This is a genomic window from Janthinobacterium sp. PAMC25594, from assembly GCF_019443505.1.
In the GTDB taxonomy this organism is placed as follows: Bacteria; Pseudomonadota; Gammaproteobacteria; order Burkholderiales; family Burkholderiaceae_D; genus Janthinobacterium.
Map to the genome: position 1 here is coordinate 4,306,894 of NZ_CP080377.1, position 24,144 is coordinate 4,331,037.

Here is a 24,144-nt window from a genome sequence, read left to right on the forward strand (position 1 = left end):
GATGCTTGCCACGCTGCTGGCCATGCCTGCCTGGTCGGCTTCATTGGATGTGGCCTGGTGGCGCGACGGCAAGATGGAGGTGCGCCAGCTGCGTCAGGGCGGCACGGCGCCGCTGCCGTTTGACGGTGCGCGGCAAGTGCCGCTGGCCAGCTTGTGGAAGCTGTTCGTCTATGTATACGCCAGCGATAACAAGGTGGCGATGCCCGATTACCGCTGCGGCGGCCGCGATCCGGACGAAGTATATTGCTGCGATGCGGGCCAGAGCATCGGCCACGATGCGGCGCTGGCGCAGTCCTGCGGCCCATTTTTCTCGCCCAAGCGCCTGATGATCGCGCCGGCTGCATGGCGCCAGTACTGGACAGGTCGCCTGGGCGCGGTGCCCGCAGGGGACTTTGCCTGGCTGGCGGACCCCGCCCAGCTGGCGCCGGGGCGCCTGGTACGGCTGGATAGCCTGCTGCGCGCGCTCGACAGCATACCGGCTGCCAGCCGGATGGATGCGGAAGCGGCGCTGTTGCGCGTGGTGCTCGATGGTCGAGGGGCAGGTACGGCGCGCTGGTTCGGCAGCCAGTTGCGCGTGAAGACGTATTCCTGGCACGAGCAGCGCCGGGCCGACGAACGTATCGGCGGCGCGGCCGGCTGGCTGGCCGACGGCACGCCGATCTGGTTTGGCGGCGCGGGCGGCAGCAGCAATGTCTTTGAGCAGTGGGCGCCCAGGCTGGCCGCCAGCTTGCCGAAAGTCGGCGCGGCCGACGATGGCGGCTGCGTGGTGGTCGATTACTTCAAGCGCTATCCGATCCGCGCCGTGCGCGGCGAACGTGGCGTGGCCATGGCCGGGCCGCTGAATGGGCGCTACCATGTGCAATTCGAAAATGGCCAGAATCTCGCCTTGCGCAGCAGCGGTGAGCTGATGCTGTTACAGGAGAAGGGCGGCCGCCCGCAATTGCGCGGCCGCTTCGGCGTCAATGAATATGTGGCGCGCGTGCTCGATCGCGAAGCGAGTACTGATGAGCCGGAAGCGGCCAAGGCGCTGGCGATCGCCGCGCGCACGTATTTGCAGCAGAACGCGGTGACCGTGGCGGGCTGCCAGCAGATCGCCGACAGCAGCGCGACCCAGCGCGTCAGTCCCAGCCCTGCCACGCCGGCGGCGCTGGCCATTGCGCGCTGGACCGATCAGCTGATCGTCGATGGCGTCACCGTGCGTTATCACAGCACCTTGTCGTCCGAGGGCACGATGGCGTGGAGCGAGGCGGTGCGCCAGGCCAGACAAGGCAAGCACTATGATGAATTGCTGGCGACGGCCTATCCCGGCGGCGCGCTGAGCACCTTTGGCAATACCGGCGCGCGTTGTCGGCGCCTGGCGCAGAACGAGGATTGGCTGGCGCGCTCCGTGCCGCGCTGGCAGCGCGTGCTGCTGCGCGAGGCCGGTTACGAAGCGCCGCCGCAAGCGCCGCTGGTCTGTGCCCTGTCCAGCGGCGCGCCGTATTCGGAACAGTCGCGCAACCGCATCTTCATGCGCCCGCTTGCCACGCGCGAAGACCGCATCACCTTGGCCCATGAATACTTGCACCTTGGCCTGCGCCGTCATCCGCGCGGCCAGGATGAAGAATATGTCGAGCGGCTGGCTCGCCGGCTCGTCGACCTTAACCTGGAGGCCCTGTGATTTTTTATATCCGTTGCTCGATTCCCCTGATGTTATTGCCAATTTGGGCGCAGGCCCAGGTCACCATCGACGCTCCCAGGAGCGGTTGGCGCAATTCGGCCGGTGCGACTGAGGAATACACGCAGGCGGTCAACTACCCCGCCGCGTCGGTCAACCTGCAGCCGGGCCAGGCCGAGACGGCGCAGATACGGGGGCGTATCGCAGGCGCTATCAAGGGCAAGCCCGCCACCCTGGTGGTCAACGGCGTGGCGATGCCGATGGAAGTGGGCGAGGACGGCAGCTATGGGCGACCGTATGGCTTCGGCAGCGGCTCGAACAGCGTGGAAGTGCGCTCGCCCGATGGCAAGAGCCGCGCGCGCACCCAGTTTGTCGATAGCTATCAGGGCAAGACCCAGGCGCGCTTGCGCATCGTGCTGTCCTGGGACAGCGCCGGCACCGACCTCGATCTGCATGTGGTCACGCCGGACGGTGGCCACGCCTGGTACGGTAATCGCGTCTTGAAAGATGGCGGCGCGCTGGATGTGGACGTGACCACTGGCTATGGCCCGGAAATCTTTTCCAGTGCCGCGCCCCTGAAGGGCAACTATCACGTTTATGTGAATTACTACGGCAGCGGCGAGAACACCGCCATGCTGACCGTCGCCCGCTTATCGATCATCACCAACGAAGGCACGCCGCGTGAAAAGCTGCAGAGCTTCCAGGTTCCGATGCGGGCCGCCGGCGAGCTGACCTTGGTGAAATCGTTCGTCCTGCCATAAATGGCCGAAAATGGCTCTTGCGGAGCCGCCGCACCTTGGCTATAATTCGCCCCCTCGCTGAACGATGCATGCAAATGCTGAGTGAAGTGGGTAAAAAAGAAGGTTGACGAAATGCTGAAAAAGCTTCATACTCTTCCTTCTTGGCAGCTGACAAACACAACGCTTTGTCGATAGCGCGAAAGTAGCACCGAATACCGTTCTTTAACAATTAACAGTCGATAAGTGTGGGCATTTGATGTAAGTGCAGCGTCAATCTTCGGATTGGCGTCTAACTTAAAATATCAAATGCTCACAAGAAATAATGAAATAGGATACTTCTTCGGAAGTAGCCTGTCAGTTTTTTGAGTGAGCGACCCGTCGCAAGACGGTGCCAATAAAATGGCAAAGTAACAGAGATTAAACTGAAGAGTTTGATCCTGGCTCAGATTGAACGCTGGCGGCATGCCTTACACATGCAAGTCGAACGGCAGCACGGAGCTTGCTCTGGTGGCGAGTGGCGAACGGGTGAGTAATATATCGGAACGTACCCTAGAGTGGGGGATAACGTAGCGAAAGTTACGCTAATACCGCATACGATCTAAGGATGAAAGTGGGGGATCGCAAGACCTCATGCTCGTGGAGCGGCCGATATCTGATTAGCTAGTTGGTAGGGTAAAAGCCTACCAAGGCATCGATCAGTAGCTGGTCTGAGAGGACGACCAGCCACACTGGAACTGAGACACGGTCCAGACTCCTACGGGAGGCAGCAGTGGGGAATTTTGGACAATGGGCGAAAGCCTGATCCAGCAATGCCGCGTGAGTGAAGAAGGCCTTCGGGTTGTAAAGCTCTTTTGTCAGGGAAGAAACGGTGAAAGCTAATATCTTTTGCTAATGACGGTACCTGAAGAATAAGCACCGGCTAACTACGTGCCAGCAGCCGCGGTAATACGTAGGGTGCAAGCGTTAATCGGAATTACTGGGCGTAAAGCGTGCGCAGGCGGTTTTGTAAGTCTGATGTGAAATCCCCGGGCTCAACCTGGGAATTGCATTGGAGACTGCAAGGCTAGAATCTGGCAGAGGGGGGTAGAATTCCACGTGTAGCAGTGAAATGCGTAGATATGTGGAGGAACACCGATGGCGAAGGCAGCCCCCTGGGTCAAGATTGACGCTCATGCACGAAAGCGTGGGGAGCAAACAGGATTAGATACCCTGGTAGTCCACGCCCTAAACGATGTCTACTAGTTGTCGGGTCTTAATTGACTTGGTAACGCAGCTAACGCGTGAAGTAGACCGCCTGGGGAGTACGGTCGCAAGATTAAAACTCAAAGGAATTGACGGGGACCCGCACAAGCGGTGGATGATGTGGATTAATTCGATGCAACGCGAAAAACCTTACCTACCCTTGACATGGCTGGAATCCTTGAGAGATCAGGGAGTGCTCGAAAGAGAACCAGTACACAGGTGCTGCATGGCTGTCGTCAGCTCGTGTCGTGAGATGTTGGGTTAAGTCCCGCAACGAGCGCAACCCTTGTCATTAGTTGCTACGAAAGGGCACTCTAATGAGACTGCCGGTGACAAACCGGAGGAAGGTGGGGATGACGTCAAGTCCTCATGGCCCTTATGGGTAGGGCTTCACACGTCATACAATGGTACATACAGAGCGCCGCCAACCCGCGAGGGGGAGCTAATCGCAGAAAGTGTATCGTAGTCCGGATTGTAGTCTGCAACTCGACTGCATGAAGTTGGAATCGCTAGTAATCGCGGATCAGCATGTCGCGGTGAATACGTTCCCGGGTCTTGTACACACCGCCCGTCACACCATGGGAGCGGGTTTTACCAGAAGTAGGTAGCTTAACCGTAAGGAGGGCGCTTACCACGGTAGGATTCGTGACTGGGGTGAAGTCGTAACAAGGTAGCCGTATCGGAAGGTGCGGCTGGATCACCTCCTTTCTAGAGTTTGCACGAATCAGTAATGATTCACGCATCAAATGTTCACACTTATCGGCTGTTAATATAAAGAACAGCATTTGGGGCTGTAGCTCAGCTGGTTAGAGCACCGTGTTGATAACGCGGGGGTCGTTGGTTCGAGTCCAACCAGCCCTACCAGTTTCTGTAGTCTGGAAATACCCTAGGGGGATTAGCTCAGCTGGGAGAGCACCTGCTTTGCAAGCAGGGGGTCGTCGGTTCGATCCCGTCATCCTCCACCAAAAGTTCAAACGTAAATCAGCGCACATGGCGCCGGGATTTAGGTTTGGTCTTTTCGAGATCAAGTGCTGTATGTTCTTTAACAATCTGGAAGAAGTAAAGATTATTTATTGATCGGTTTGCCGTAAAAAGCAAATCGATGGGTAATGATTGTATGTATCAACAAACAAGCAACAACGTTGTACTTTCTTATCCTTGTAGCGCTCTTTGATTATTTAGGTAATCAGAGGCTAACGTTATAGGGACAAGCGAATAAGTGCACATGGTGGATGCCTTGGCGATTACAGGCGATGAAGGACGTAGTAGCTTGCGATAAGCTGCGGGGAGTGAGCAAACACACTTTGATCCGCAGATTTCCGAATGGGGCAACCCACCCTTTTAGGGTATTGCATACTGAATACATAGGTATGCAAGGCGAACGCGGCGAACTGAAACATCTAAGTAGCTGCAGGAAAAGAAATCAACCGAGATTCCCAAAGTAGCGGCGAGCGAAATGGGAAGAGCCTGTACGTGATAGTCGGACCGATAACAGAATCCCCTGGAAATGGGAGCCATAGTGGGTGATAGCCCCGTATGTGAAATTGGACCGGTGATACTAAGCGTACGACAAGTAGGGCGGGACACGTGACATCCTGTCTGAATATGGGGGGACCATCCTCCAAGGCTAAATACTCGTAATCGACCGATAGTGAACCAGTACCGTGAGGGAAAGGCGAAAAGAACCCCGGAAGGGGAGTGAAATAGATCCTGAAACCGTGTGCATACAAACAGTAGGAGCGGACTTGTTCCGTGACTGCGTACCTTTTGTATAATGGGTCAGCGACTTACATTCAGTGGCAAGGTTAACCGCATAGGGAAGCCGTAGAGAAATCGAGTCCGAATAGGGCGATCAGTCGCTGGGTGTAGACCCGAAACCAAGTGATCTACTCATGGCCAGGATGAAGGTGCGGTAACACGCCCTGGAGGTCCGAACCCACTAATGTTGAAAAATTAGGGGATGAGCTGTGGGTAGGGGTGAAAGGCTAAACAAACTTGGAAATAGCTGGTTCTCTCCGAAAACTATTTAGGTAGTGCCTCAAGTATCACCATCGGGGGTAGAGCACTGTTATGGCTAGGGGGTCATTGCGACTTACCAAACCATTGCAAACTCCGAATACCGATGAGTGCGAGCTTGGGAGACAGACGTCGGGTGCTAACGTCCGGCGTCAAGAGGGAAACAACCCAGACCGCCAGCTAAGGTCCCAAAGATTGGCTAAGTGGAAAACGAAGTGGGAAGGCTAAAACAGTCAGGATGTTGGCTTAGAAGCAGCCATCATTTAAAGAAAGCGTAATAGCTCACTGATCGAGTCGTCCTGCGCGGAAGATGTAACGGGGCTAAGCCAGTCACCGAAGCTGCGGATATTGTTCTGTGATTTATCACAGATAGATATGGTAGGAGAGCGTTCTGTAAGCCTGCGAAGGTGTCTTGTAAAGGATGCTGGAGGTATCAGAAGTGCGAATGCTGACATGAGTAGCGATAATGGGGGTGAAAAGCCTCCACGCCGTAAGCCCAAGGTTTCCTGTTCAACGTTCATCGGAGCAGGGTGAGTCGGCCCCTAAGGCGAGGCAGAGATGCGTAGCTGATGGGAAGCAGGTTAATATTCCTGCACCGTCGTATGATGCGATGGGGGGACGGATCGCGGAAGGTTGTCCAACTGTTGGAATAGTTGGTTTCTGTCTCATAGAAGGCGCTTAGGCAAATCCGGGCGCGGAATTCAAGGGGATGGGACGAGTGAATTTATTCATGAAGCAATCGGAAGTGGTTCCAAGAAAAGCCTCTAAGCTTCAGTCATACGAGACCGTACCGCAAACCGACACAGGTGGGCGAGATGAGTATTCTAAGGCGCTTGAGAGAACTCGGGAGAAGGAACTCGGCAAATTGGTACCGTAACTTCGGGAAAAGGTACGCCCCGGTAGCTTGATTGGTTTACTCCATGAGGGTGAAAGGGTTGCAATAAACTGGTGGCTGCGACTGTTTAATAAAAACACAGCACTCTGCAAACACGAAAGTGGACGTATAGGGTGTGACGCCTGCCCGGTGCTGGAAGATTAAATGATGGGGTGCAAGCTCTTGATTGAAGTCCCAGTAAACGGCGGCCGTAACTATAACGGTCCTAAGGTAGCGAAATTCCTTGTCGGGTAAGTTCCGACCTGCACGAATGGCGTAACGATGGCCACACTGTCTCCTCCCGAGACTCAGCGAAGTTGAAATGTTTGTGATGATGCAATCTACCCGCGGCTAGACGGAAAGACCCCATGAACCTTTACTGTAGCTTTGCATTGGACTTTGAACCAATCTGTGTAGGATAGGTGGGAGGCTTTGAAGCGGGGACGCTAGTTCTCGTGGAGCCAACCTTGAAATACCACCCTGGTTTGTTTGAGGTTCTAACCTTGGTCCGTTATCCGGATCGGGGACAGTGCATGGTAGGCAGTTTGACTGGGGCGGTCTCCTCCTAAAGTGTAACGGAGGAGTTCGAAGGTACGCTAGATACGGTCGGACATCGTGTTGATAGTGCAATGGCATAAGCGTGCTTAACTGCGAGACTGACAAGTCGAGCAGGTACGAAAGTAGGACATAGTGATCCGGTGGTTCTGTATGGAAGGGCCATCGCTCAACGGATAAAAGGTACTCTGGGGATAACAGGCTGATTCCTCCCAAGAGTTCATATCGACGGGGGAGTTTGGCACCTCGATGTCGGCTCATCACATCCTGGGGCTGTAGCCGGTCCCAAGGGTATGGCTGTTCGCCATTTAAAGTGGTACGTGAGCTGGGTTTAAAACGTCGTGAGACAGTTTGGTCCCTATCTGCCGTGGGCGTTGGAAATTTGAAGGGGGCTGCTCCTAGTACGAGAGGACCGGAGTGGACGTATCTCTGGTGTACCGGTTGTCACGCCAGTGGCATTGCCGGGTAGCTAAATACGGAAGAGATAACCGCTGAAAGCATCTAAGCGGGAAACTTGCCTTGAGATGAGATTTCCCAGAGCCTTGAGCTCTTTGAAGGGTCGTTCGAGACCAGGACGTTGATAGGCTGGGTGTGGAAGTGCAGTAATGCATTAAGCTAACCAGTACTAATTGCCCGTACGGCTTGTCCCTATAACCTTAGCAGGTACAGAGGATAAGACGGTACAACGTTGTGCGTTTGTTGATACTACTATTCATTACCCAATCTTTGCTTCTTCCAGATTCAGGCTTTGTCGCTCCACTGAGGACAAATGCCGGTACAAGTTATGCCTGATGACCATAGCAAGTTGGTCCCACCCCTTCCCATCCCGAACAGGACCGTGAAACAACTTTGCGCCGATGATAGTGCTGCAACCAGTGTGAAAGTAGGTTATCGTCAGGCTTGTTATTCGCAGTAGAGAAAAACCCGATCAGCAATGGTCGGGTTTTTTTTCGTCTGGCGGTTGGGCGCTGGTGGTGGTGTCGGATGACGGCCTGCGGCCTGATCCGACCTACAATGGCGGTATGCGCATTCTGATCATTGAAGATAACCCCGACATTCTCGCCAATCTCTACGCCTATCTGGAACCGAAGGGGCATGTGCTCGATTCGGCCATGAATGGCTATGCCGGCCTGGCCTTGCTGGCCCAGCATGAATACGATGTGATCGTGCTCGATGTCATGCTGCCCGGCCTGACGGGACTGGAACTGTGTCAGAAACTGCGCAGCGAATTGCGCAATAGCACGCCAGTACTGATGCTGACGGCGCGCGATACGCTGCAAGACAAGGTCGCCGGTTTTGACAGTGGCGCCGATGATTACCTGGTCAAGCCATTCTCGCTGCTGGAACTGGAAATCCGCCTGAAAGCCCTGCTGCGCCGCGCGCGCGGGCAAACGACGGCCGCCGCCGTGCTGGCCGTGGGTGAGCTGCGTTTCGATACGGAAAAATTCGAAGTCCGACGCGCGGGCCAGACCCTGACCTTGACCAGGACCGGTTACATCATCCTGAAATGCCTGATGAGCGAAGCGCCCAAGCTGGTGTCGCGCGAGCTGCTCGAGCATGCGGTCTGGGGCGACGACCGGCCCGACAGCGATGCCCTGCGCACGCACATCCATGCGCTGCGGCAAGTGCTCGACAAACCGTATGCCTTTCCCATGCTGCGCACCATTCCCGGCATCGGCTATAAATTATTGAGTAGCGATGCGCCCGTTTAAATCGCTGAAGCGGCGCATCATCGTTGCCTACCTGCTGTTTGCAGTGGTGGCGAGCATCTTTTTTGCCATTATTGCCGCCATCGCCGTCGAGGGCATCGAAGTGCGCCTGGTCGACGAGCGCCTGAAAGAAGTGGCCGCCTGGGCTTCACCGAGACATGCAACCGGCCTGTCTGTCGAGATGCCGGCCGGCCTGAGCTTTCATCACGCCGAGGATACGCCTTTTCCCTTGCGTGGCCTGGCGCCCGGCATGCACGAGAAAACCGTCGATGGTGTCGATTTGCACGTGCTGGTCGGCAGCGATGTGCATGGCGAATTCGTCGTCATCGATCATGCCACCGAGTATGAAAAGATCGAGCTGGTGGTGTACAGCATGTTTGCCCTCGCTTTTATCGGTTTTTTGATTTGCGCTTCGCTGCTGGGCGCCTTCATCGCGAATCGCTTGATCACGCCGATCATGTCGCTGACGCAGGCCGTCAAGGCCGGACAGGCGGCGTTGCCACTGCAGGACAGTGCCGATGAATTGGGGATATTGGCACGCGCTTTTGCCGAACGTACGGCGGAGTTGACCGAAGTTCTTGACCGCGAACGTTTTTTTACGGGCGATGTCAGTCATGAGTTGCGCACGCCGCTGACCGTGATCACGGGGGCGGCGGAAATCCTGATGGAACAAGGCGGCGATGCACCGCTGGTGCGCTCCGCCTCCGAACGTATCTACCGGGCTGCGCACGAAGCGAGCGACTCCGTGACGGTGCTGCTGCGTCTGGCGCGCGCGCCGGAATTGCTGCAGTGCGCGCCACTCTCCGTGGCGGAACTGGCTCGCCAGGAGTGCTTGCGCTGTCAATCATATACGGCAGGCAAACCGCTTACCCTTGTGTTTGCGGATGGCGAAGACTTTCTGGTCAACGCCCCGCGTGAATTGCTGGCCGCCGCCATTGGCAACCTGGTGCGCAATGCCTGCCAGTACACCTTGCAAGGAGAAGTGATCGTGCGCCTGGCCGGACGCGCGCTGATCGTCGAGGATACGGGGCCGGGCTTGCCCGACGCGGCCCGCGCGCGCCTGCTGCATCAACCCATACCGGCCAATTTGAGCGGCTCATCCGGCACAGGTCTGGGGTTGGGCCTGGTTCAACGCATCTGCCTGTATCTGGGCGCGGAACTGGGATTCAGTGCCCGCCCCGCTGGCGGCAGCGTGCTGCGGATTGATTTCATCTAAGCCGGCTTTTTGCGTGTAATTAACGAAAACTTAACGCCCTGTTGACGCGTAATTCATGTCGGCACTTGTAAGGTGAGGCCGGAAGCTCGTTTTGCCTCGTCCGTGCCGTGCACGGTGGGCAGCGTCATGTTCTCTTCATATTGACACTGTACGATGACTTCCATGGCTGCAGTCCTGTGCGGCCTCTCCCTTTCATCTCATCAAGTAATGTGTGCACCCATGCTGGCCAAGCTTAAACTCGTCAAAACTCCCAAAGGCATTGATAGCGTCCTGATGCTGTCAGCCATGCTGATCCTCTGGGTCGGCAATTACAGCAACCTCGACCTCATGATCGCCGACAGTATGTTTGATGGGAAGCGTGGGCAATTTGCCGGCGCTGACAGCGCGTTGGCGGGCAGTTTTCTGTTTGGCATGACCTTGCTTGGCGCCGCCGTGATCGGTCTGGCCATCTGGGATGCCTTGCGTCCGCTGGCCTGGCTTGCGTCACGCCGCAGTGCCTTGCGCGTCGTGGCCCTGTCGGCCGTCTTGGTGCCGCCAAGCATCTATTTGCTCTCTTCCTTCAGCGATGTGCCCTGTCCTACGGATTTGCTGCGCTATGGGGGACTGGAACCGTATGCGCGCATGCTGGAAACATTGCCCGCCAGTGCGTCTGCCTTGGCTTGCCTGCCGGCGACCCAGGCAAACACTGCCTGGTGGATGCTGGCCTTGCCATTGTTTTGCTTGCCAGCACGGGCACGCATGGCGCTTCTGCTGGCAGGCATCATGCTGCTGTGCGGTTTGGCGGCAGGCTGGCAGCAGCAGTTGCAAGGTACGCAATTTTTCACGCACACCTTGTGGTCTGCCTGGATCGCTGTTTTCCTGATCTATCTGCTGCATCATTTGTTCCGGGCCGAGGACGCGTTGGCCTGAAACACAAAAGTACGTCACAATCTGCCTGTCTAGTTGTCGTTTCATACAAAAACAGGAGCACCATGAACGAGCAGATTGCGAGAGAAGTGGTATTGGTCCGTGCTATCGAAACGGCCGATCAGAAAAAAGAAGTCCTCAGTGAGGATGACCGCATGTATGCCAGCCGCAGTGCGCGTGAGCTTGCGCAGTGGCAAGCCTCGGGCAAGCAGGCCGAAGTGACAGGTGACGATTTCCTGCAGCAGCGCTCCGAGCTGATCCTCAAGCGTATCACCGAGCGCACCCCCGCCTTCGCTGCGTTTGCGAAGCGTCGCAACGGCATGAAAACCCTGGCGCTGACCTTGCCATTGCTGGCCCTGCTGCTGGGTGCCGGGCTCGACCGCATCACGGATCCGCACCGCGTCGACCTGCTGTCGGCGCCCTTGCTGCTAATCATCGCCTGGAATGTGCTGGTCTACCTGGGCTTGCTGATCTGGCTATGCATCCCCTCGCACTCCCTGGGCTGGCCAAAAGCCGGACTGGTGCGTCACCTGAGCGTGGGCCGCCTGGCCTTGCCGCGCAAGCTGCCGCACGCTCTGTCCTCGGGCTTGCTCAGTTTCATGGGGGAATGGGCGCACCTGAGCGCGAAGCTGACGGCCGCGCGCCTGAGCCGTACCATCCACCTGAGCGCCGCCATGTTTGCTATCGGTGCCGTCGCCTCGCTGTATGCGCGCGGTTTCCTGTCGCAATACGCGGCCGGCTGGGAGAGTACGTTCCTGAATGCCGGCCAGGTGCACAGTCTGCTGTCGACCCTGTTTGCGCCGGCGATTGCCCTGTTTCATTTACAAGGTTTTTCGCTGGCGGAAATCGAAGCGCTACGTTTCCCGCAAACGACGACCGTGGAAGGCGGCGCGCGCTGGGTGCATTTGTATGCGGCAACGATTTTCCTGCTGGTCGTCGTCCCCCGCCTGATCCTGGCCTTGGTCAACAATTGGCGCGCCGCGCGCCTGGCCAAGCACTTTCCGCTGGATCTCGATCAACCGTATTTCCGCAAGCTCAATGAAAGCATCGGTGTGGCCACGGGTGGCATGCTGCGCGTCTTGCCGTACAGCTTTACTGTCGATGAGGCGCGCCACAAGGGCCTGGGCCAGCTGTCCATCATGTTGTTTGGCGAGCAGGGGCGCATGATGCTGCGTCCATCGACGTCGTATGGCGACGAGCCGCAGGAGGTCTTGCGCGGCACCGACTTGAATGATCCGCAAGTTAATATCACGGCCGTGCTGTTCAACCTGACGGCGACGCCGGAAAAGGAAAATCACGGCGCCTTCCTCGATTACCTGGTGCAATCGTCTACACGCGGCATCGCCGTCCTGATCGATGAGTCCAGCTACCTGGAGCGCGCGGGCGAGCAGGCGGATAACGGCGCGCGTCTGGTGGAGAGAGTTGCCTTATGGCAACAGTTCTGCCAGTTCCATCAAACCACGGCCACCCTGGTCAATTTGCTCAATCCCGCCTTGCACCCGCTCGACGCCGGTGTCGGCTTGAAAGTATCGGCAGCAGCATGAGTGTGAATGTGAATAAAGATGTCCAGGATGATGCGGTGCAGATTCAGTTTGCGCTGATTTCGCACACGAATAATGGCAAGACGACGTTGGCGCGCACCCTGGTGGGCGTGGATGTCGGCGAAGTGCGCGACGCCGCCCACGTGACGGTGTTTGCGGAATCGCACACCTTGCTGGCGACTCCGCAGGGCGATGCCTTGCAATTGTGGGACACGCCCGGCTTTGGCGACTCCGTGCGCCTGCTCAAGCGTCTCGGGCAGTCGGGCAATCCCATCGGCTGGTTCCTGCGCGAAGTGCTGGACCGTTATCGCGACCGCCCGTTCTGGCTCAGCCAGCAAGCGCTGCGCACGGCCAAGGACACGGCCGACGTGGTGCTATACCTGGTGAATTCTTCGGAAAACCCCAGGGATGCGGGTTACTTGCCGGCGGAAATGAAAATTCTCGAATGGCTGGGCAAACCGGTGGTGGTCTTGCTCAATCAGATGGGGCCGCCGCGTCCGGGCAATGAGGAACACGGCGAGCAGGCGCGCTGGCGTGAGCATTTACAGCAATATCCCATCGTGCGCGACGTACTGGCGCTCGATGCCTTTGCTCGCTGCTGGGTGCATGAACGCGTGTTTTACGAAGCCGTGGGCAAGTTGTTGCCACAGTCGCAGCAAGCCGGCTATGCGCGTCTGTTTGCTGCCTGGCAAACGCAGAATACGGCACGTTTCCAGCAGGCCATGCATTTGCTGGCCACGCAGCTGGCCATGGCTGGGCAGGATCGCGAAGCCATCGAACCCGTCTCCAAGGGCTTGCTGAAATCGGCCTTGCAGGTCGTGGGTATCGGCAAGAATGCAGAGCAGCAACGCCAGGAAAAGGCCATGGCCAATCTGGTAGCGCGGCTCAATACGCACAGCGGCGAAACGACGCGTGAACTGTTGATCTTGCACAAACTCGATCCTACCGATGCGCATAAGATCAATAGCCGGATACGGGAAAATTTCGCCGTGCGCGCGCCGATCGACAAGGCGCAGGCGGGGTTATTGGGCGCCATGATTTCCGGTGCGGCGACGGGCTTGTCGGCCGACCTGATTTCCGGCGGCCTGACCCTGGGCACGGGCGCCTTGCTTGGCGGCGTGGTCGGAGCACTGACGTTCGCGGGCGCAGCCTGGGGTTTTAATTCCGGCACGGACCGTAACGAGCCCACCATGCAATTTACGGATGCCTTCCTGCGTACCCTGGTGGTAGCGGGTGTGCTGCGTTACTTGGCGGTGGCGCACTTTGGCCGCGGCCGAGGCAACTTTGTGGAAAGCGAGGCGCCGGCCTTCTGGCAAGATGAGGTCGAGCAAGCGGTCGCCCGCCATGACGCTGCTTTACTTGAGTTGTGGAAAGATGTGCGCCGGGAAAAGTCGCCTGAGCAAGCCGCCGAGCGCGTCCTGCCCGTCATGTCGTCCATTACTTCCGATACCCTGGCGCGTCTGTATCCGGATGTGGCGCGCCTGGTGTAGTGCATCAGCCTGTCAGGCATGGGCCTGCAGCCACTGCTGCAGAAATTGCACGCAGTCCCCGACCTTGGCCGAGTTCGACAGCCGCGAGGTGGTCACCGCCCACGCATCGGCCGCCTGTTGATACGCGGGCAAAATGCGCAGCAGCTTGCCTTGCGCCAGGCTGCTTTCCACAGCCCATGCCGAGCGCAAGATGATACCGTGGCCATCCAGCGCCCATTGCCGCTTCCAGCATGCCGATGCGCTTGCTCACGATCGCCTTGGGCATGCCCAGTTCCAGCGCCGTGGCGGTGAAACTGGATTTATGGGCGACCTGAAAAACAGGCGCAAGTCTTCCAGCAGCGGCGTATTTTTCATCAATTGAGCACGAAATGTGGATACTGGGATTGTGGATTCCCTGATTGTATTCTGATGCTGTGCCAGTATCATCAAGGCATCCATCTATCGACAGGAGACGCTCATGCCCGCACACAGAATCGCAGTCATCGCCGGCGACGGCATAGGCAATGAAGTCATGCCGGAAGGGCTGCGTGTTGTCGAGGCCGCCGCGCGCCGCTTCAATATCGACTTGCAGTTCACGACCATGGAGTGGGCGAATTGCGACTATTACCTGGAGCATGGCCAGATGATGCCCTCGGACTGGTTTGCCCAGCTCAAGGATTTCGACGCCATCTATTTTGGCGCCGTGGGTTGGCCGGACAAGGTGCCTGACCATATCTCGCTGTGGGGGTCGTTACTCAAATTTCGGCGCGAGTTCGACGAATACGTCAACCTGCGTCCTGTGCGGCTGATGCCGGGCGTGCCGTGTCCGCTGGCGAACAAGAAGCCGGGTGATATCGACTTTTATGTGGTGCGTGAAAATACGGAAGGGGAATATTCGTCCGTGGGCGGGCGCATGTTCGAGGGGACGGAGCGCGAAACGGTGCTGCAGGAGTCGGTCTTTACGCGCAAGGGCGTCGACCGTATCCTCAAGTATGCGTTTGAGCTGGCGCAAAGCCGGCCTAAAAAACACCTGACCTCGGCGACCAAATCGAATGGCATTGCGATCAGCATGCCATTCTGGGATGAGCGGGTCGAAGCGATGGCGCCAGCGTTCCCCGATGTGCACTGGGACAAATACCACATCGACATCCTGGCGGCGCGCTTTGTATTGAACCCTGAGCGCTTCGACGTAGTGGTGGCGTCGAACCTGTTTGGCGACATCCTGTCCGATCTGGGTCCCGCCTGCACGGGAACGATTGCCATCGCGCCATCGGCGAATATCAATCCGGAGCGCACTTTCCCGTCAGTATTTGAGCCAGTGCACGGTTCCGCCCCCGATATCGATGGCCAGAATATCGCCAACCCGATAGGCATGATCTGGTCGGGCGCCATGATGCTGGACTTTCTCGGTAATGGCGACGCCCGGTACACGGCCGCACATGACGCGATTTTGCGCGCCATCGAGCAGGTGCTCGAGCATGGTCCGCGCACGCCTGACATGGGCGGGGGCGCCAGTACGACCGAGGTGGGCATGGCGGTTGCCGAATTGCTGAAATAAAGCTTGCCGCCCGTGGACGGCTTTGCTATAGTTCGCCTCCCCAATCAATGAGACGCAGTCAAATGCGGCACTTGAAGATCACCGGAAACGGCGATGAGTAGTAAAAGAAGGAGTTGACGGATGTAGTGAAATGCTTCATACTCTTTCTTCTTCGCAGCTGACAAACACAACGCTTTGTCGATAGCGCGAAAGCAGTACCGAATACCGTTCTTTAACAATTAACAGTCGATAAGTGTGGGCATTTGATGTAAGTGCAGCGTCAATCTTCGGATTGGCGTCTAACTTAAAATATCAAATGTTCACAAGAAATAATGAAATAGGATACTTCTTCGGAAGTAGCCTGTCAGTTTTTTGAGTGAGCGACCCGTCGCAAGACGGTGCCAATAAAATGGCAAAGTAACAGAGATTAAACTGAAGAGTTTGATCCTGGCTCAGATTGAACGCTGGCGGCATGCCTTACACATGCAAGTCGAACGGCAGCACGGAGCTTGCTCTGGTGGCGAGTGGCGAACGGGTGAGTAATATATCGGAACGTACCCTAGAGTGGGGGATAACGTAGCGAAAGTTACGCTAATACCGCATACGATCTAAGGATGAAAGTGGGGGATCGCAAGACCTCATGCTCGTGGAGCGGCCGATATCTGATTAGCTAGTTGGTAGGGTAAAAGCCTACCAAGGCATCGATCAGTAGCTGGTCTGAGAGGACGACCAGCCACACTGGAACTGAGACACGGTCCAGACTCCTACGGGAGGCAGCAGTGGGGAATTTTGGACAATGGGCGAAAGCCTGATCCAGCAATGCCGCGTGAGTGAAGAAGGCCTTCGGGTTGTAAAGCTCTTTTGTCAGGGAAGAAACGGTGAGAGCTAATATCTCTTGCTAATGACGGTACCTGAAGAATAAGCACCGGCTAACTACGTGCCAGCAGCCGCGGTAATACGTAGGGTGCAAGCGTTAATCGGAATTACTGGGCGTAAAGCGTGCGCAGGCGGTTTTGTAAGTCTGATGTGAAATCCCCGGGCTCAACCTGGGAATTGCATTGGAGACTGCAAGGCTAGAATCTGGCAGAGGGGGGTAGAATTCCACGTGTAGCAGTGAAATGCGTAGATATGTGGAGGAACACCGATGGCGAAGGCAGCCCCCTGGGTCAAGATTGACGCTCATGCACGAAAGCGTGGGGAGCAAACAGGATTAGATACCCTGGTAGTCCACGCCCTAAACGATGTCTACTAGTTGTCGGGTCTTAATTGACTTGGTAACGCAGCTAACGCGTGAAGTAGACCGCCTGGGGAGTACGGTCGCAAGATTAAAACTCAAAGGAATTGACGGGGACCCGCACAAGCGGTGGATGATGTGGATTAATTCGATGCAACGCGAAAAACCTTACCTACCCTTGACATGGCTGGAATCCTTGAGAGATCAGGGAGTGCTCGAAAGAGAACCAGTACACAGGTGCTGCATGGCTGTCGTCAGCTCGTGTCGTGAGATGTTGGGTTAAGTCCCGCAACGAGCGCAACCCTTGTCATTAGTTGCTACGAAAGGGCACTCTAATGAGACTGCCGGTGACAAACCGGAGGAAGGTGGGGATGACGTCAAGTCCTCATGGCCCTTATGGGTAGGGCTTCACACGTCATACAATGGTACATACAGAGCGCCGCCAACCCGCGAGGGGGAGCTAATCGCAGAAAGTGTATCGTAGTCCGGATTGTAGTCTGCAACTCGACTGCATGAAGTTGGAATCGCTAGTAATCGCGGATCAGCATGTCGCGGTGAATACGTTCCCGGGTCTTGTACACACCGCCCGTCACACCATGGGAGCGGGTTTTACCAGAAGTAGGTAGCTTAACCGTAAGGAGGGCGCTTACCACGGTAGGATTCGTGACTGGGGTGAAGTCGTAACAAGGTAGCCGTATCGGAAGGTGCGGCTGGATCACCTCCTTTCTAGAGTTTGCACGAATCAGTAATGATTCACGCATCAAATGTTCACACTTATCGGCTGTTAATATAAAGAACAGCATTTGGGGCTGTAGCTCAGCTGGTTAGAGCACCGTGTTGATAACGCGGGGGTCGTTGGTTCGAGTCCAACCAGCCCTACCAGTTTCTGTAGTCTGGAAATACCCTAGGGGGATTAGCTCAGCTGGGAGAGCACCTGCTTTGCAAGCAGGGGGTCGTCGGTTCGATCCCGTCATCCTCCACCAAAAGTTCAAACGTAAATCAGCGCACATGGCGCCGGGATTTAGGTTTGGTCTTTTCGAGATCAAGTGCTGTATGTTCTTTAACAATCTGGAAGAAGTAAAGATTATTTATTGATCGGTTTGCCGTAAAAAGCAAATCGATGGGTAATGATTGTATGTATCAACAAACAAGCAACAACGTTGTACTTTCTTATCCTTGTAGCGCTCTTTGATTATTTAGGTAATCAGAGGCTAACGTTATAGGGACAAGCGAATAAGTGCACATGGTGGATGCCTTGGCGATTACAGGCGATGAAGGACGTAGTAGCTTGCGATAAGCTGCGGGGAGTGAGCAAACACACTTTGATCCGCAGATTTCCGAATGGGGCAACCCACCCTTTTAGGGTATTGCATACTGAATACATAGGTATGCAAGGCGAACGCGGCGAACTGAAACATCTAAGTAGCTGCAGGAAAAGAAATCAACCGAGATTCCCAAAGTAGCGGCGAGCGAAATGGGAAGAGCCTGTACGTGATAGTCGGACCGATAACAGAATCCCCTGGAAATGGGAGCCATAGTGGGTGATAGCCCCGTATGTGAAATTGGACCGGTGATACTAAGCGTACGACAAGTAGGGCGGGACACGTGACATCCTGTCTGAATATGGGGGGACCATCCTCCAAGGCTAAATACTCGTAATCGACCGATAGTGAACCAGTACCGTGAGGGAAAGGCGAAAAGAACCCCGGAAGGGGAGTGAAATAGATCCTGAAACCGTGTGCATACAAACAGTAGGAGCGGACTTGTTCCGTGACTGCGTACCTTTTGTATAATGGGTCAGCGACTTACATTCAGTGGCAAGGTTAACCGCATAGGGAAGCCGTAGAGAAATCGAGTCCGAATAGGGCGATCAGTCGCTGGGTGTAGACCCGAAACCAAGTGATCTACTCATGGCCAGGATGAAGGTGCGGTAACACGCCCTGGAGGTCCGAACCCACTAATGTTGAAAAATTAGGGGATGAGCTGTGGGTAGGGGTGAAAGGCTAAACAAACTTGGAAATAGCTGGTTCTCTCCGAAAACTATTTAGGTAGTGCCTCAAGTATCACCATCGGGGGTAGAGCACTGTTATGGCTAGGGGGTCATTGCGACTTACCAAACCATTGCAAACTCCGAATACCGATGAGTGCGAGCTTGGGAGACAGACGTCGGGTGCTAACGTCCGGCGTCAAGAGGGAAACAACCCAGACCGCCAGCTAAGGTCCCAAAGATTGGCTAAGTGGAAAACGAAGTGGGAAGGCTAAAACAGTCAGGATGTTGGCTTAGAAGCAGCCATCATTTAAAGAAAGCGTAATAGCTCACTGATCGAGTCGTCCTGCGCGGAAGATGTAACGGGGCTAAGCCAGTCACCGAAGCTGCGGATATTGTTCTGTGATTTATCACAGATAGATATGGTAGGAGAGCGTTCTGTAAGCCTGCGAAGGTGTCTTGTAAAGGATGCTGGAGGTATCAGAAGTGCGAATGCTGACATGAGTAGCGATAATGGGGGTGAAAAGCCTCCACGCCGTAAGCCCAAGGTTTCCTGTTCAACGTTCATCGGAGCAGGGTGAGTCGGCCCCTAAGGCGAGGCAGAGATGCGTAGCTGATGGGAAGCAGGTTAATATTCCTGCACCGTCGTATGATGCGATGGGGGGACGGATCGCGGAAGGTTGTCCAACTGTTGGAATAGTTGGTTTCTGTCTCATAGAAGGCGCTTAGGCAAATCCGGGCGCGGAATTCAAGGGGATGGGACGAGTGAATTTATTCATGAAGCAATCGGAAGTGGTTCCAAGAAAAGCCTCTAAGCTTCAGTCATACGAGACCGTACCGCAAACCGACACAGGTGGGCGAGATGAGTATTCTAAGGCGCTTGAGAGAACTCGGGAGAAGGAACTCGGCAAATTGGTACCGTAACTTCGGGAAAAGGTACGCCCCGGTAGCTTGATTGGTTTACTCCATGAGGGTGAAAGGGTTGCAATAAACTGGTGGCTGCGACTGTTTAATAAAAACACAGCACTCTGCAAACACGAAAGTGGACGTATAGGGTGTGACGCCTGCCCGGTGCTGGAAGATTAAATGATGGGGTGCAAGCTCTTGATTGAAGTCCCAGTAAACGGCGGCCGTAACTATAACGGTCCTAAGGTAGCGAAATTCCTTGTCGGGTAAGTTCCGACCTGCACGAATGGCGTAACGATGGCCACACTGTCTCCTCCCGAGACTCAGCGAAGTTGAAATGTTTGTGATGATGCAATCTACCCGCGGCTAGACGGAAAGACCCCATGAACCTTTACTGTAGCTTTGCATTGGACTTTGAACCAATCTGTGTAGGATAGGTGGGAGGCTTTGAAGCGGGGACGCTAGTTCTCGTGGAGCCAACCTTGAAATACCACCCTGGTTTGTTTGAGGTTCTAACCTTGGTCCGTTATCCGGATCGGGGACAGTGCATGGTAGGCAGTTTGACTGGGGCGGTCTCCTCCTAAAGTGTAACGGAGGAGTTCGAAGGTACGCTAGATACGGTCGGACATCGTGTTGATAGTGCAATGGCATAAGCGTGCTTAACTGCGAGACTGACAAGTCGAGCAGGTACGAAAGTAGGACATAGTGATCCGGTGGTTCTGTATGGAAGGGCCATCGCTCAACGGATAAAAGGTACTCTGGGGATAACAGGCTGATTCCTCCCAAGAGTTCATATCGACGGGGGAGTTTGGCACCTCGATGTCGGCTCATCACATCCTGGGGCTGTAGCCGGTCCCAAGGGTATGGCTGTTCGCCATTTAAAGTGGTACGTGAGCTGGGTTTAAAACGTCGTGAGACAGTTTGGTCCCTATCTGCCGTGGGCGTTGGAAATTTGAAGGGGGCTGCTCCTAGTACGAGAGGACCGGAGTGGACGTATCTCTGGTGTACCGGTTGTCACGCCAGTGGCATTGCCGGGTAGCTAAATACGGAAGAGATAACCGCTGAAAGCATCTAAGCGGGAAACTTGCCTTGAGATGAGATTTCCCAGAGCCTTGAGCTCTTTGAAGGGTCGTTCGAGACCAGGACGTTGATAGGCTGGGTGTGGAAGTGCAGTAATGCATTAAGCTAACCAGTACTAATTGCCCGTACGGCTTGTCCCTATAACCTTAGCAGGTACAGAGGATAAGACGGTACAACGTTGTGCGTTTGTTGATACTACTATTCATTACCCAATCTTTGCTTCTTCCAGATTCAGGCTTTGTCGCTCCACTGAGGACAAATGCCGGTACAAGTTATGCCTGATGACCATAGCAAGTTGGTCCCACCCCTTCCCATCCCGAACAGGACCGTGAAACAACTTTGCGCCGATGATAGTGCTGCAACCAGTGTGAAAGTAGGTTATCGTCAGGCTTGTTATTCGCAGTAGAGAAAAACCCGATCAGCAATGGTCGGGTTTTTTTTCGTCTGGCGGTTTCTCTTGCCAAGCAAACAGGCGTAAAAAAAGCAGCGCTACGCGCTGCCTTTTCATCTGCGCCACTCCATCAGAAATGGTACGCCACTTTCAGGTTCAGGAAGTTGACGCCTGTATTCGGCTTTTTGTAGCCACCATTCGAGAAATGCTGGATCTTGGCAGCGACTTCCCAGTTATTGTCGAAGACATAGCCGATGCCGACGTGGTCGCCGAACTGGAAGTGGGTCGACAGGCGGTAGTCGTCATTGTCATACAGCTTCGACAGCATGTGCACGCCAATGCCGCCTTCGGCATACAAACCTTTCTTGCTGATATTTTCAAAGCGGAACACCGGCGTGAAACCGACATCAACCAGACTTTGAGTTGCGCCGGGAACATTGCGGTAGCGATCGCCACGCCATGCGCCAAAGCTGGCATCCCAGTAACCGCTCAATTGCGTGCCGTTGGATTTGAACCAGGCTTTATCCCAGTCCGAAGTGGCACCCACACGTATCATTTGCGTGCTGGTGCCATTTGCGTATTCGGCGTAGGCGGAATCAATCAGTTTGCCGTCCGCAGCGAGTACCGATTGCATCGCGGCCAAGGCGGCAACGGCGGTGATGGATTTGAGGAGATTCTTCTTGAAGAACATAGGGGCTTTCATCGTAAAATTGGCCGATAGGCTTGTCTTGTTTGCGCAGGCACCTAGTTTTGCACACTACTCCCGCCACCTGTTTGATTTCAGAGGTTGAATTGATATTGTCTACAAAAATCGCATTTCTCGGTATCGGTCTGATGGGGGATCCGATGGTCCGGTGCCTGCTGCGCGCTGGATATTCTGTCACAATTTGGAATCGCACGCACAGCAAGGCCCAAGTTCTGCGTGCGGCAGGGGCGCAGCCGGCCGTTTCCATAGCTGAGGCGGTCAATGGCGCGGACGTCGTCATCTCGATGCTGGAAGCCGGTCCCATCGTGGCACAGGTGCTGCAAGAGGCGCTGCCGGCCTTGTCCGCAGGGGCGCTGTGGATCGACATGAGCTCCACCAAGCAATCGGAAGCCCTGCAATTTCATGCCATTTTGCACGCGGCAGGCCATGCCTTCATCGATGCGCCCGTGTCGGGCGGCGTCGGCGGGGCGCAGGCGGGTACCCTGGCCATCATGGCCGGCGCCAGCGTGGGCGATTATGCTCAGGTTGAAGCGATTTTATCGGCAATGGGTCGCCCGACCCTGGTAGGCCCGGCTGGCAGCGGCCAGGTCGCCAAGCTGTGCAATCAGCTGATCGTCGGCGCCACCTTGACCATCGTGGCCGAAGCGCTGTTGCTGGCCCAGGCGGCTGGCGCGGATGCGGCTGCCGTGCGCGCGGCCATCCGCGGCGGTTTTGCTGAGAGCAAGATTTTGGAGGTACATGGCCAGCGCATGCTGGAGCGCAATTTTGTTGCCGGTGGCCAGGTGAAGAGCCAGATCAAGGATATGCACAATATCCTCGCGGCGGCCGAGGCTGCCCACGTTACCTTGCCGGTGACGCAACTGGTGACGCAGCGCTATGAAACCATTGCCGAAACGTACCCGACGGCCGACCATGCGGCAGCATTGCTGGCCCTGGAAGCGTTGAATCCGGGCCAGCGCCTGGGCGCTGCTCCGAACAAATTGAGCTGATTCAGGCGACGGGCAGACTCGCTTCGGCCAGCTTGACCCAAAAACTGGCGCCGATCGGCAGCAGATGGTCGTTGAAGTCGTAGCTGCCATTGTGCAAGACGCACGGGCCCAGGCCGTGACCGCCATCGCGGTGCTCGCCATCGCTATTGCCGATGAAGATGTAGCAGCCGGCTTTTTCTTGCAAGAAAAAGGCAAAATCTTCCGCGCCCATGGTCGGTTCGACATTCGCGTTGACCTTGTCGGCCCCCACCACGCTTTTCATCACCTCGATGGCAAACGCCGTTTCTTTCGCGTGGTTGACCAGCGGCGGATAGTTGCGCTTGAAGTGGAACTCGACTTCGGCGCCAAAGGCGGCGGCCGTGTGCACGGCGATGTCGCGCATGCGTTCTTCGATCAGGTCCAGCACGGGCGTGGTGAAGGTGCGCACGGTGCCGACCAGGCTGGCATCGTCGGGAATCACGTTGGTGGCGCTGCCGGCATGGATTTGCGTAATCGACAGCACGGCCGTGTCGAGCGGACTCTTGTTGCGCGTGATGACGGTTTGCCAGCTTTGCGCGATTTGCACGGCCACCATCACGGGATCGATGCCTTTGTGGGGCTGGGCCGCGTGCGCGCCCTTGCCCTTGACGGTGACGTGGAATTCATTGCTCGACGCCATCATCGGCCCTTCCACCACGCTCAGGGTGCCCGTTTCCGCGCCGGGCCAGTTGTGCATGCCGTAAATGGCATCCATGGGAAACTTGCTAAACAAGCCGTCTGCTATCATTTCGCGCGCGCCGGCGCCGCCCTCTTCGGCCGGCTGGAAGATCAGGTAGACGGTGCCGTCGAAATGGCGGTGTTGCGCCAGGTAATGGGCGGCACCGAGCAACATGGCCGTGTGGCCGTCGTGGCCGCAGGCGTGCATCTTGCCCGGGTGGCGCGAAGCATGCTCGAAGGTATTCATTTCCTGCATCGGCAAGGCATCCATGTCGGCGCGCAAGCCGATGGCGCGTGTCGAGGTGCCATGCTGAATGATGCCGACCACGCCAGTGCGGCCCAGGCCGCGTACCACGGGAATGCCCCATTGCGTCAGTTTGGCGGCGACCACGTCCGAGGTGCGCTGTTCTTCGTAGCACAGCTCGGGGTGCGCATGCAGGTCGCGGCGGATACCTTGCAGCTCGGATTGAAACGCCAAGATCGGATCAACTAGTTTCATGGAACTCTCCTGTGGATGCTGGCACGCGGCAATGTATGGCGTGCCGGACCGCGGCTGTTTGATCAAAAACAGGCGCGGCTAATAGTGCATTGTAGCCCTTGTTTGCAGGGTAAATCCAGCGCACGGACCAGCTTGCCATGGCGCCAACAGCAAGCGGGCGGAATGGTTTACAGTATCGCCTTCCCCCAACGTTT

Annotated in this window: 12 protein-coding genes, 4 tRNA genes and 6 rRNA genes; 19 read left to right on the forward strand and 3 right to left on the reverse strand. The window is 56.1% G+C overall.

Annotated features, from left to right (window positions below):
* Position 1: 1 nt before the first annotated feature.
* The 12 genes from KY494_RS19295 to KY494_RS19350 all read left to right on the forward strand — a co-directional run bounded on the left by KY494_RS19295 (position 2) and on the right by KY494_RS19350 (position 13,946).
* A complete protein-coding gene (locus KY494_RS19295) occupies positions 2-1,660 on the forward strand; it encodes a DUF2300 domain-containing protein (protein ID WP_219887889.1) in 1,659 nt (552 codons plus the stop codon).
* A gap of 29 nt (positions 1,661-1,689) precedes the next feature.
* A complete protein-coding gene (locus tag KY494_RS19300) occupies positions 1,690-2,418 on the forward strand; it encodes a DUF2135 domain-containing protein (protein ID WP_219135764.1) in 729 nt (242 codons plus the stop codon).
* A 398-nt stretch (positions 2,419-2,816) separates the two neighbouring features.
* Positions 2,817-4,347 (forward strand): 16S ribosomal RNA (locus KY494_RS19305).
* A 79-nt stretch (positions 4,348-4,426) separates the two neighbouring features.
* Positions 4,427-4,503, forward strand: a tRNA-Ile gene (locus KY494_RS19310).
* A 25-nt stretch (positions 4,504-4,528) separates the two neighbouring features.
* Positions 4,529-4,604, forward strand: a tRNA-Ala gene (locus KY494_RS19315).
* 240 nt (positions 4,605-4,844) lie between these two features.
* A 23S ribosomal RNA gene (locus KY494_RS19320) occupies positions 4,845-7,734 on the forward strand.
* Positions 7,735-7,871: 137 nt separating this feature from the next.
* Positions 7,872-7,984: ribosomal RNA gene (gene rrf / locus KY494_RS19325) — 5S ribosomal RNA — on the forward strand.
* Together the 16S, 23S and 5S rRNA genes with 2 tRNA genes alongside form the textbook arrangement of a ribosomal RNA operon.
* Before the next feature lie 122 nt (positions 7,985-8,106).
* Entirely contained in the window at positions 8,107-8,796 is a 690-nt protein-coding gene (locus KY494_RS19330) for a response regulator transcription factor (protein WP_219137189.1), read from the forward strand.
* Positions 8,783-10,009 carry a HAMP domain-containing sensor histidine kinase gene (locus KY494_RS19335; RefSeq protein WP_219887890.1) on the forward strand — a complete coding sequence of 409 codons (1,227 nt, stop codon included), beginning with the start codon at positions 8,783-8,785 and terminating at the stop codon, positions 10,007-10,009. Before KY494_RS19330 ends, KY494_RS19335 begins: the two co-directional genes overlap by 14 nt.
* Before the next feature lie 219 nt (positions 10,010-10,228).
* Positions 10,229-10,918, forward strand: a complete 690-nt coding sequence (locus KY494_RS19340) for an acid phosphatase (RefSeq protein WP_219887891.1) — start codon at positions 10,229-10,231, stop codon at positions 10,916-10,918.
* A 62-nt stretch (positions 10,919-10,980) separates the two neighbouring features.
* Positions 10,981-12,459 carry a DUF2868 domain-containing protein gene (locus tag KY494_RS19345; protein WP_219887892.1) on the forward strand — a complete coding sequence of 493 codons (1,479 nt, stop codon included), beginning with the start codon at positions 10,981-10,983 and terminating at the stop codon, positions 12,457-12,459.
* Entirely contained in the window at positions 12,456-13,946 is a 1,491-nt protein-coding gene (locus tag KY494_RS19350) for a DUF3482 domain-containing protein (RefSeq protein WP_219887893.1), read from the forward strand. Before KY494_RS19345 ends, KY494_RS19350 begins: the two co-directional genes overlap by 4 nt.
* A gap of 12 nt (positions 13,947-13,958) precedes the next feature.
* On the opposite strand, the gene KY494_RS19355 is transcribed toward KY494_RS19350, so the two are convergent.
* Positions 13,959-14,135: a hypothetical protein gene (locus tag KY494_RS19355; RefSeq protein WP_219887894.1), complete on the reverse strand. Its 177-nt coding sequence runs from the start codon at positions 14,133-14,135 to the stop codon at positions 13,959-13,961.
* A 268-nt stretch (positions 14,136-14,403) separates the two neighbouring features.
* On the opposite strand from KY494_RS19355, the gene KY494_RS19360 reads away from it, so the two are divergent.
* From KY494_RS19360 to rrf (KY494_RS19385), 6 genes are all read left to right on the forward strand, one after another.
* Positions 14,404-15,483, forward strand: a complete 1,080-nt coding sequence (locus KY494_RS19360) for a tartrate dehydrogenase (protein WP_219887895.1) — start codon at positions 14,404-14,406, stop codon at positions 15,481-15,483.
* A gap of 408 nt (positions 15,484-15,891) precedes the next feature.
* Positions 15,892-17,422 (forward strand): 16S ribosomal RNA (locus tag KY494_RS19365).
* A gap of 79 nt (positions 17,423-17,501) precedes the next feature.
* Positions 17,502-17,578, forward strand: a tRNA-Ile gene (locus tag KY494_RS19370).
* A gap of 25 nt (positions 17,579-17,603) precedes the next feature.
* Positions 17,604-17,679, forward strand: a tRNA-Ala gene (locus tag KY494_RS19375).
* A gap of 240 nt (positions 17,680-17,919) precedes the next feature.
* Positions 17,920-20,809, forward strand: a 23S ribosomal RNA gene (locus tag KY494_RS19380).
* Positions 20,810-20,946: 137 nt separating this feature from the next.
* A 5S ribosomal RNA gene (rrf, locus tag KY494_RS19385) occupies positions 20,947-21,059 on the forward strand.
* 131 nt (positions 21,060-21,190) lie between these two features.
* Here rrf (KY494_RS19385) and KY494_RS19390 read toward each other — a convergent pair.
* A complete protein-coding gene (locus tag KY494_RS19390) occupies positions 21,191-21,763 on the reverse strand; it encodes an acyloxyacyl hydrolase (protein WP_257571909.1) in 573 nt (190 codons plus the stop codon).
* A gap of 143 nt (positions 21,764-21,906) precedes the next feature.
* Here KY494_RS19390 and KY494_RS19395 point away from each other — a divergent pair, with 143 nt between their 5' ends.
* Positions 21,907-22,755 carry an NAD(P)-dependent oxidoreductase gene (locus KY494_RS19395; RefSeq protein ID WP_258194953.1) on the forward strand — a complete coding sequence of 283 codons (849 nt, stop codon included), beginning with the start codon at positions 21,907-21,909 and terminating at the stop codon, positions 22,753-22,755.
* Position 22,756: 1 nt separating this feature from the next.
* On the opposite strand, the gene KY494_RS19400 is transcribed toward KY494_RS19395, so the two are convergent.
* Positions 22,757-23,950: a M20 aminoacylase family protein gene (locus KY494_RS19400; RefSeq protein WP_219887896.1), complete on the reverse strand. Its 1,194-nt coding sequence runs from the start codon at positions 23,948-23,950 to the stop codon at positions 22,757-22,759.
* Between the last annotated feature and the right edge of the window lie 194 nt (positions 23,951-24,144).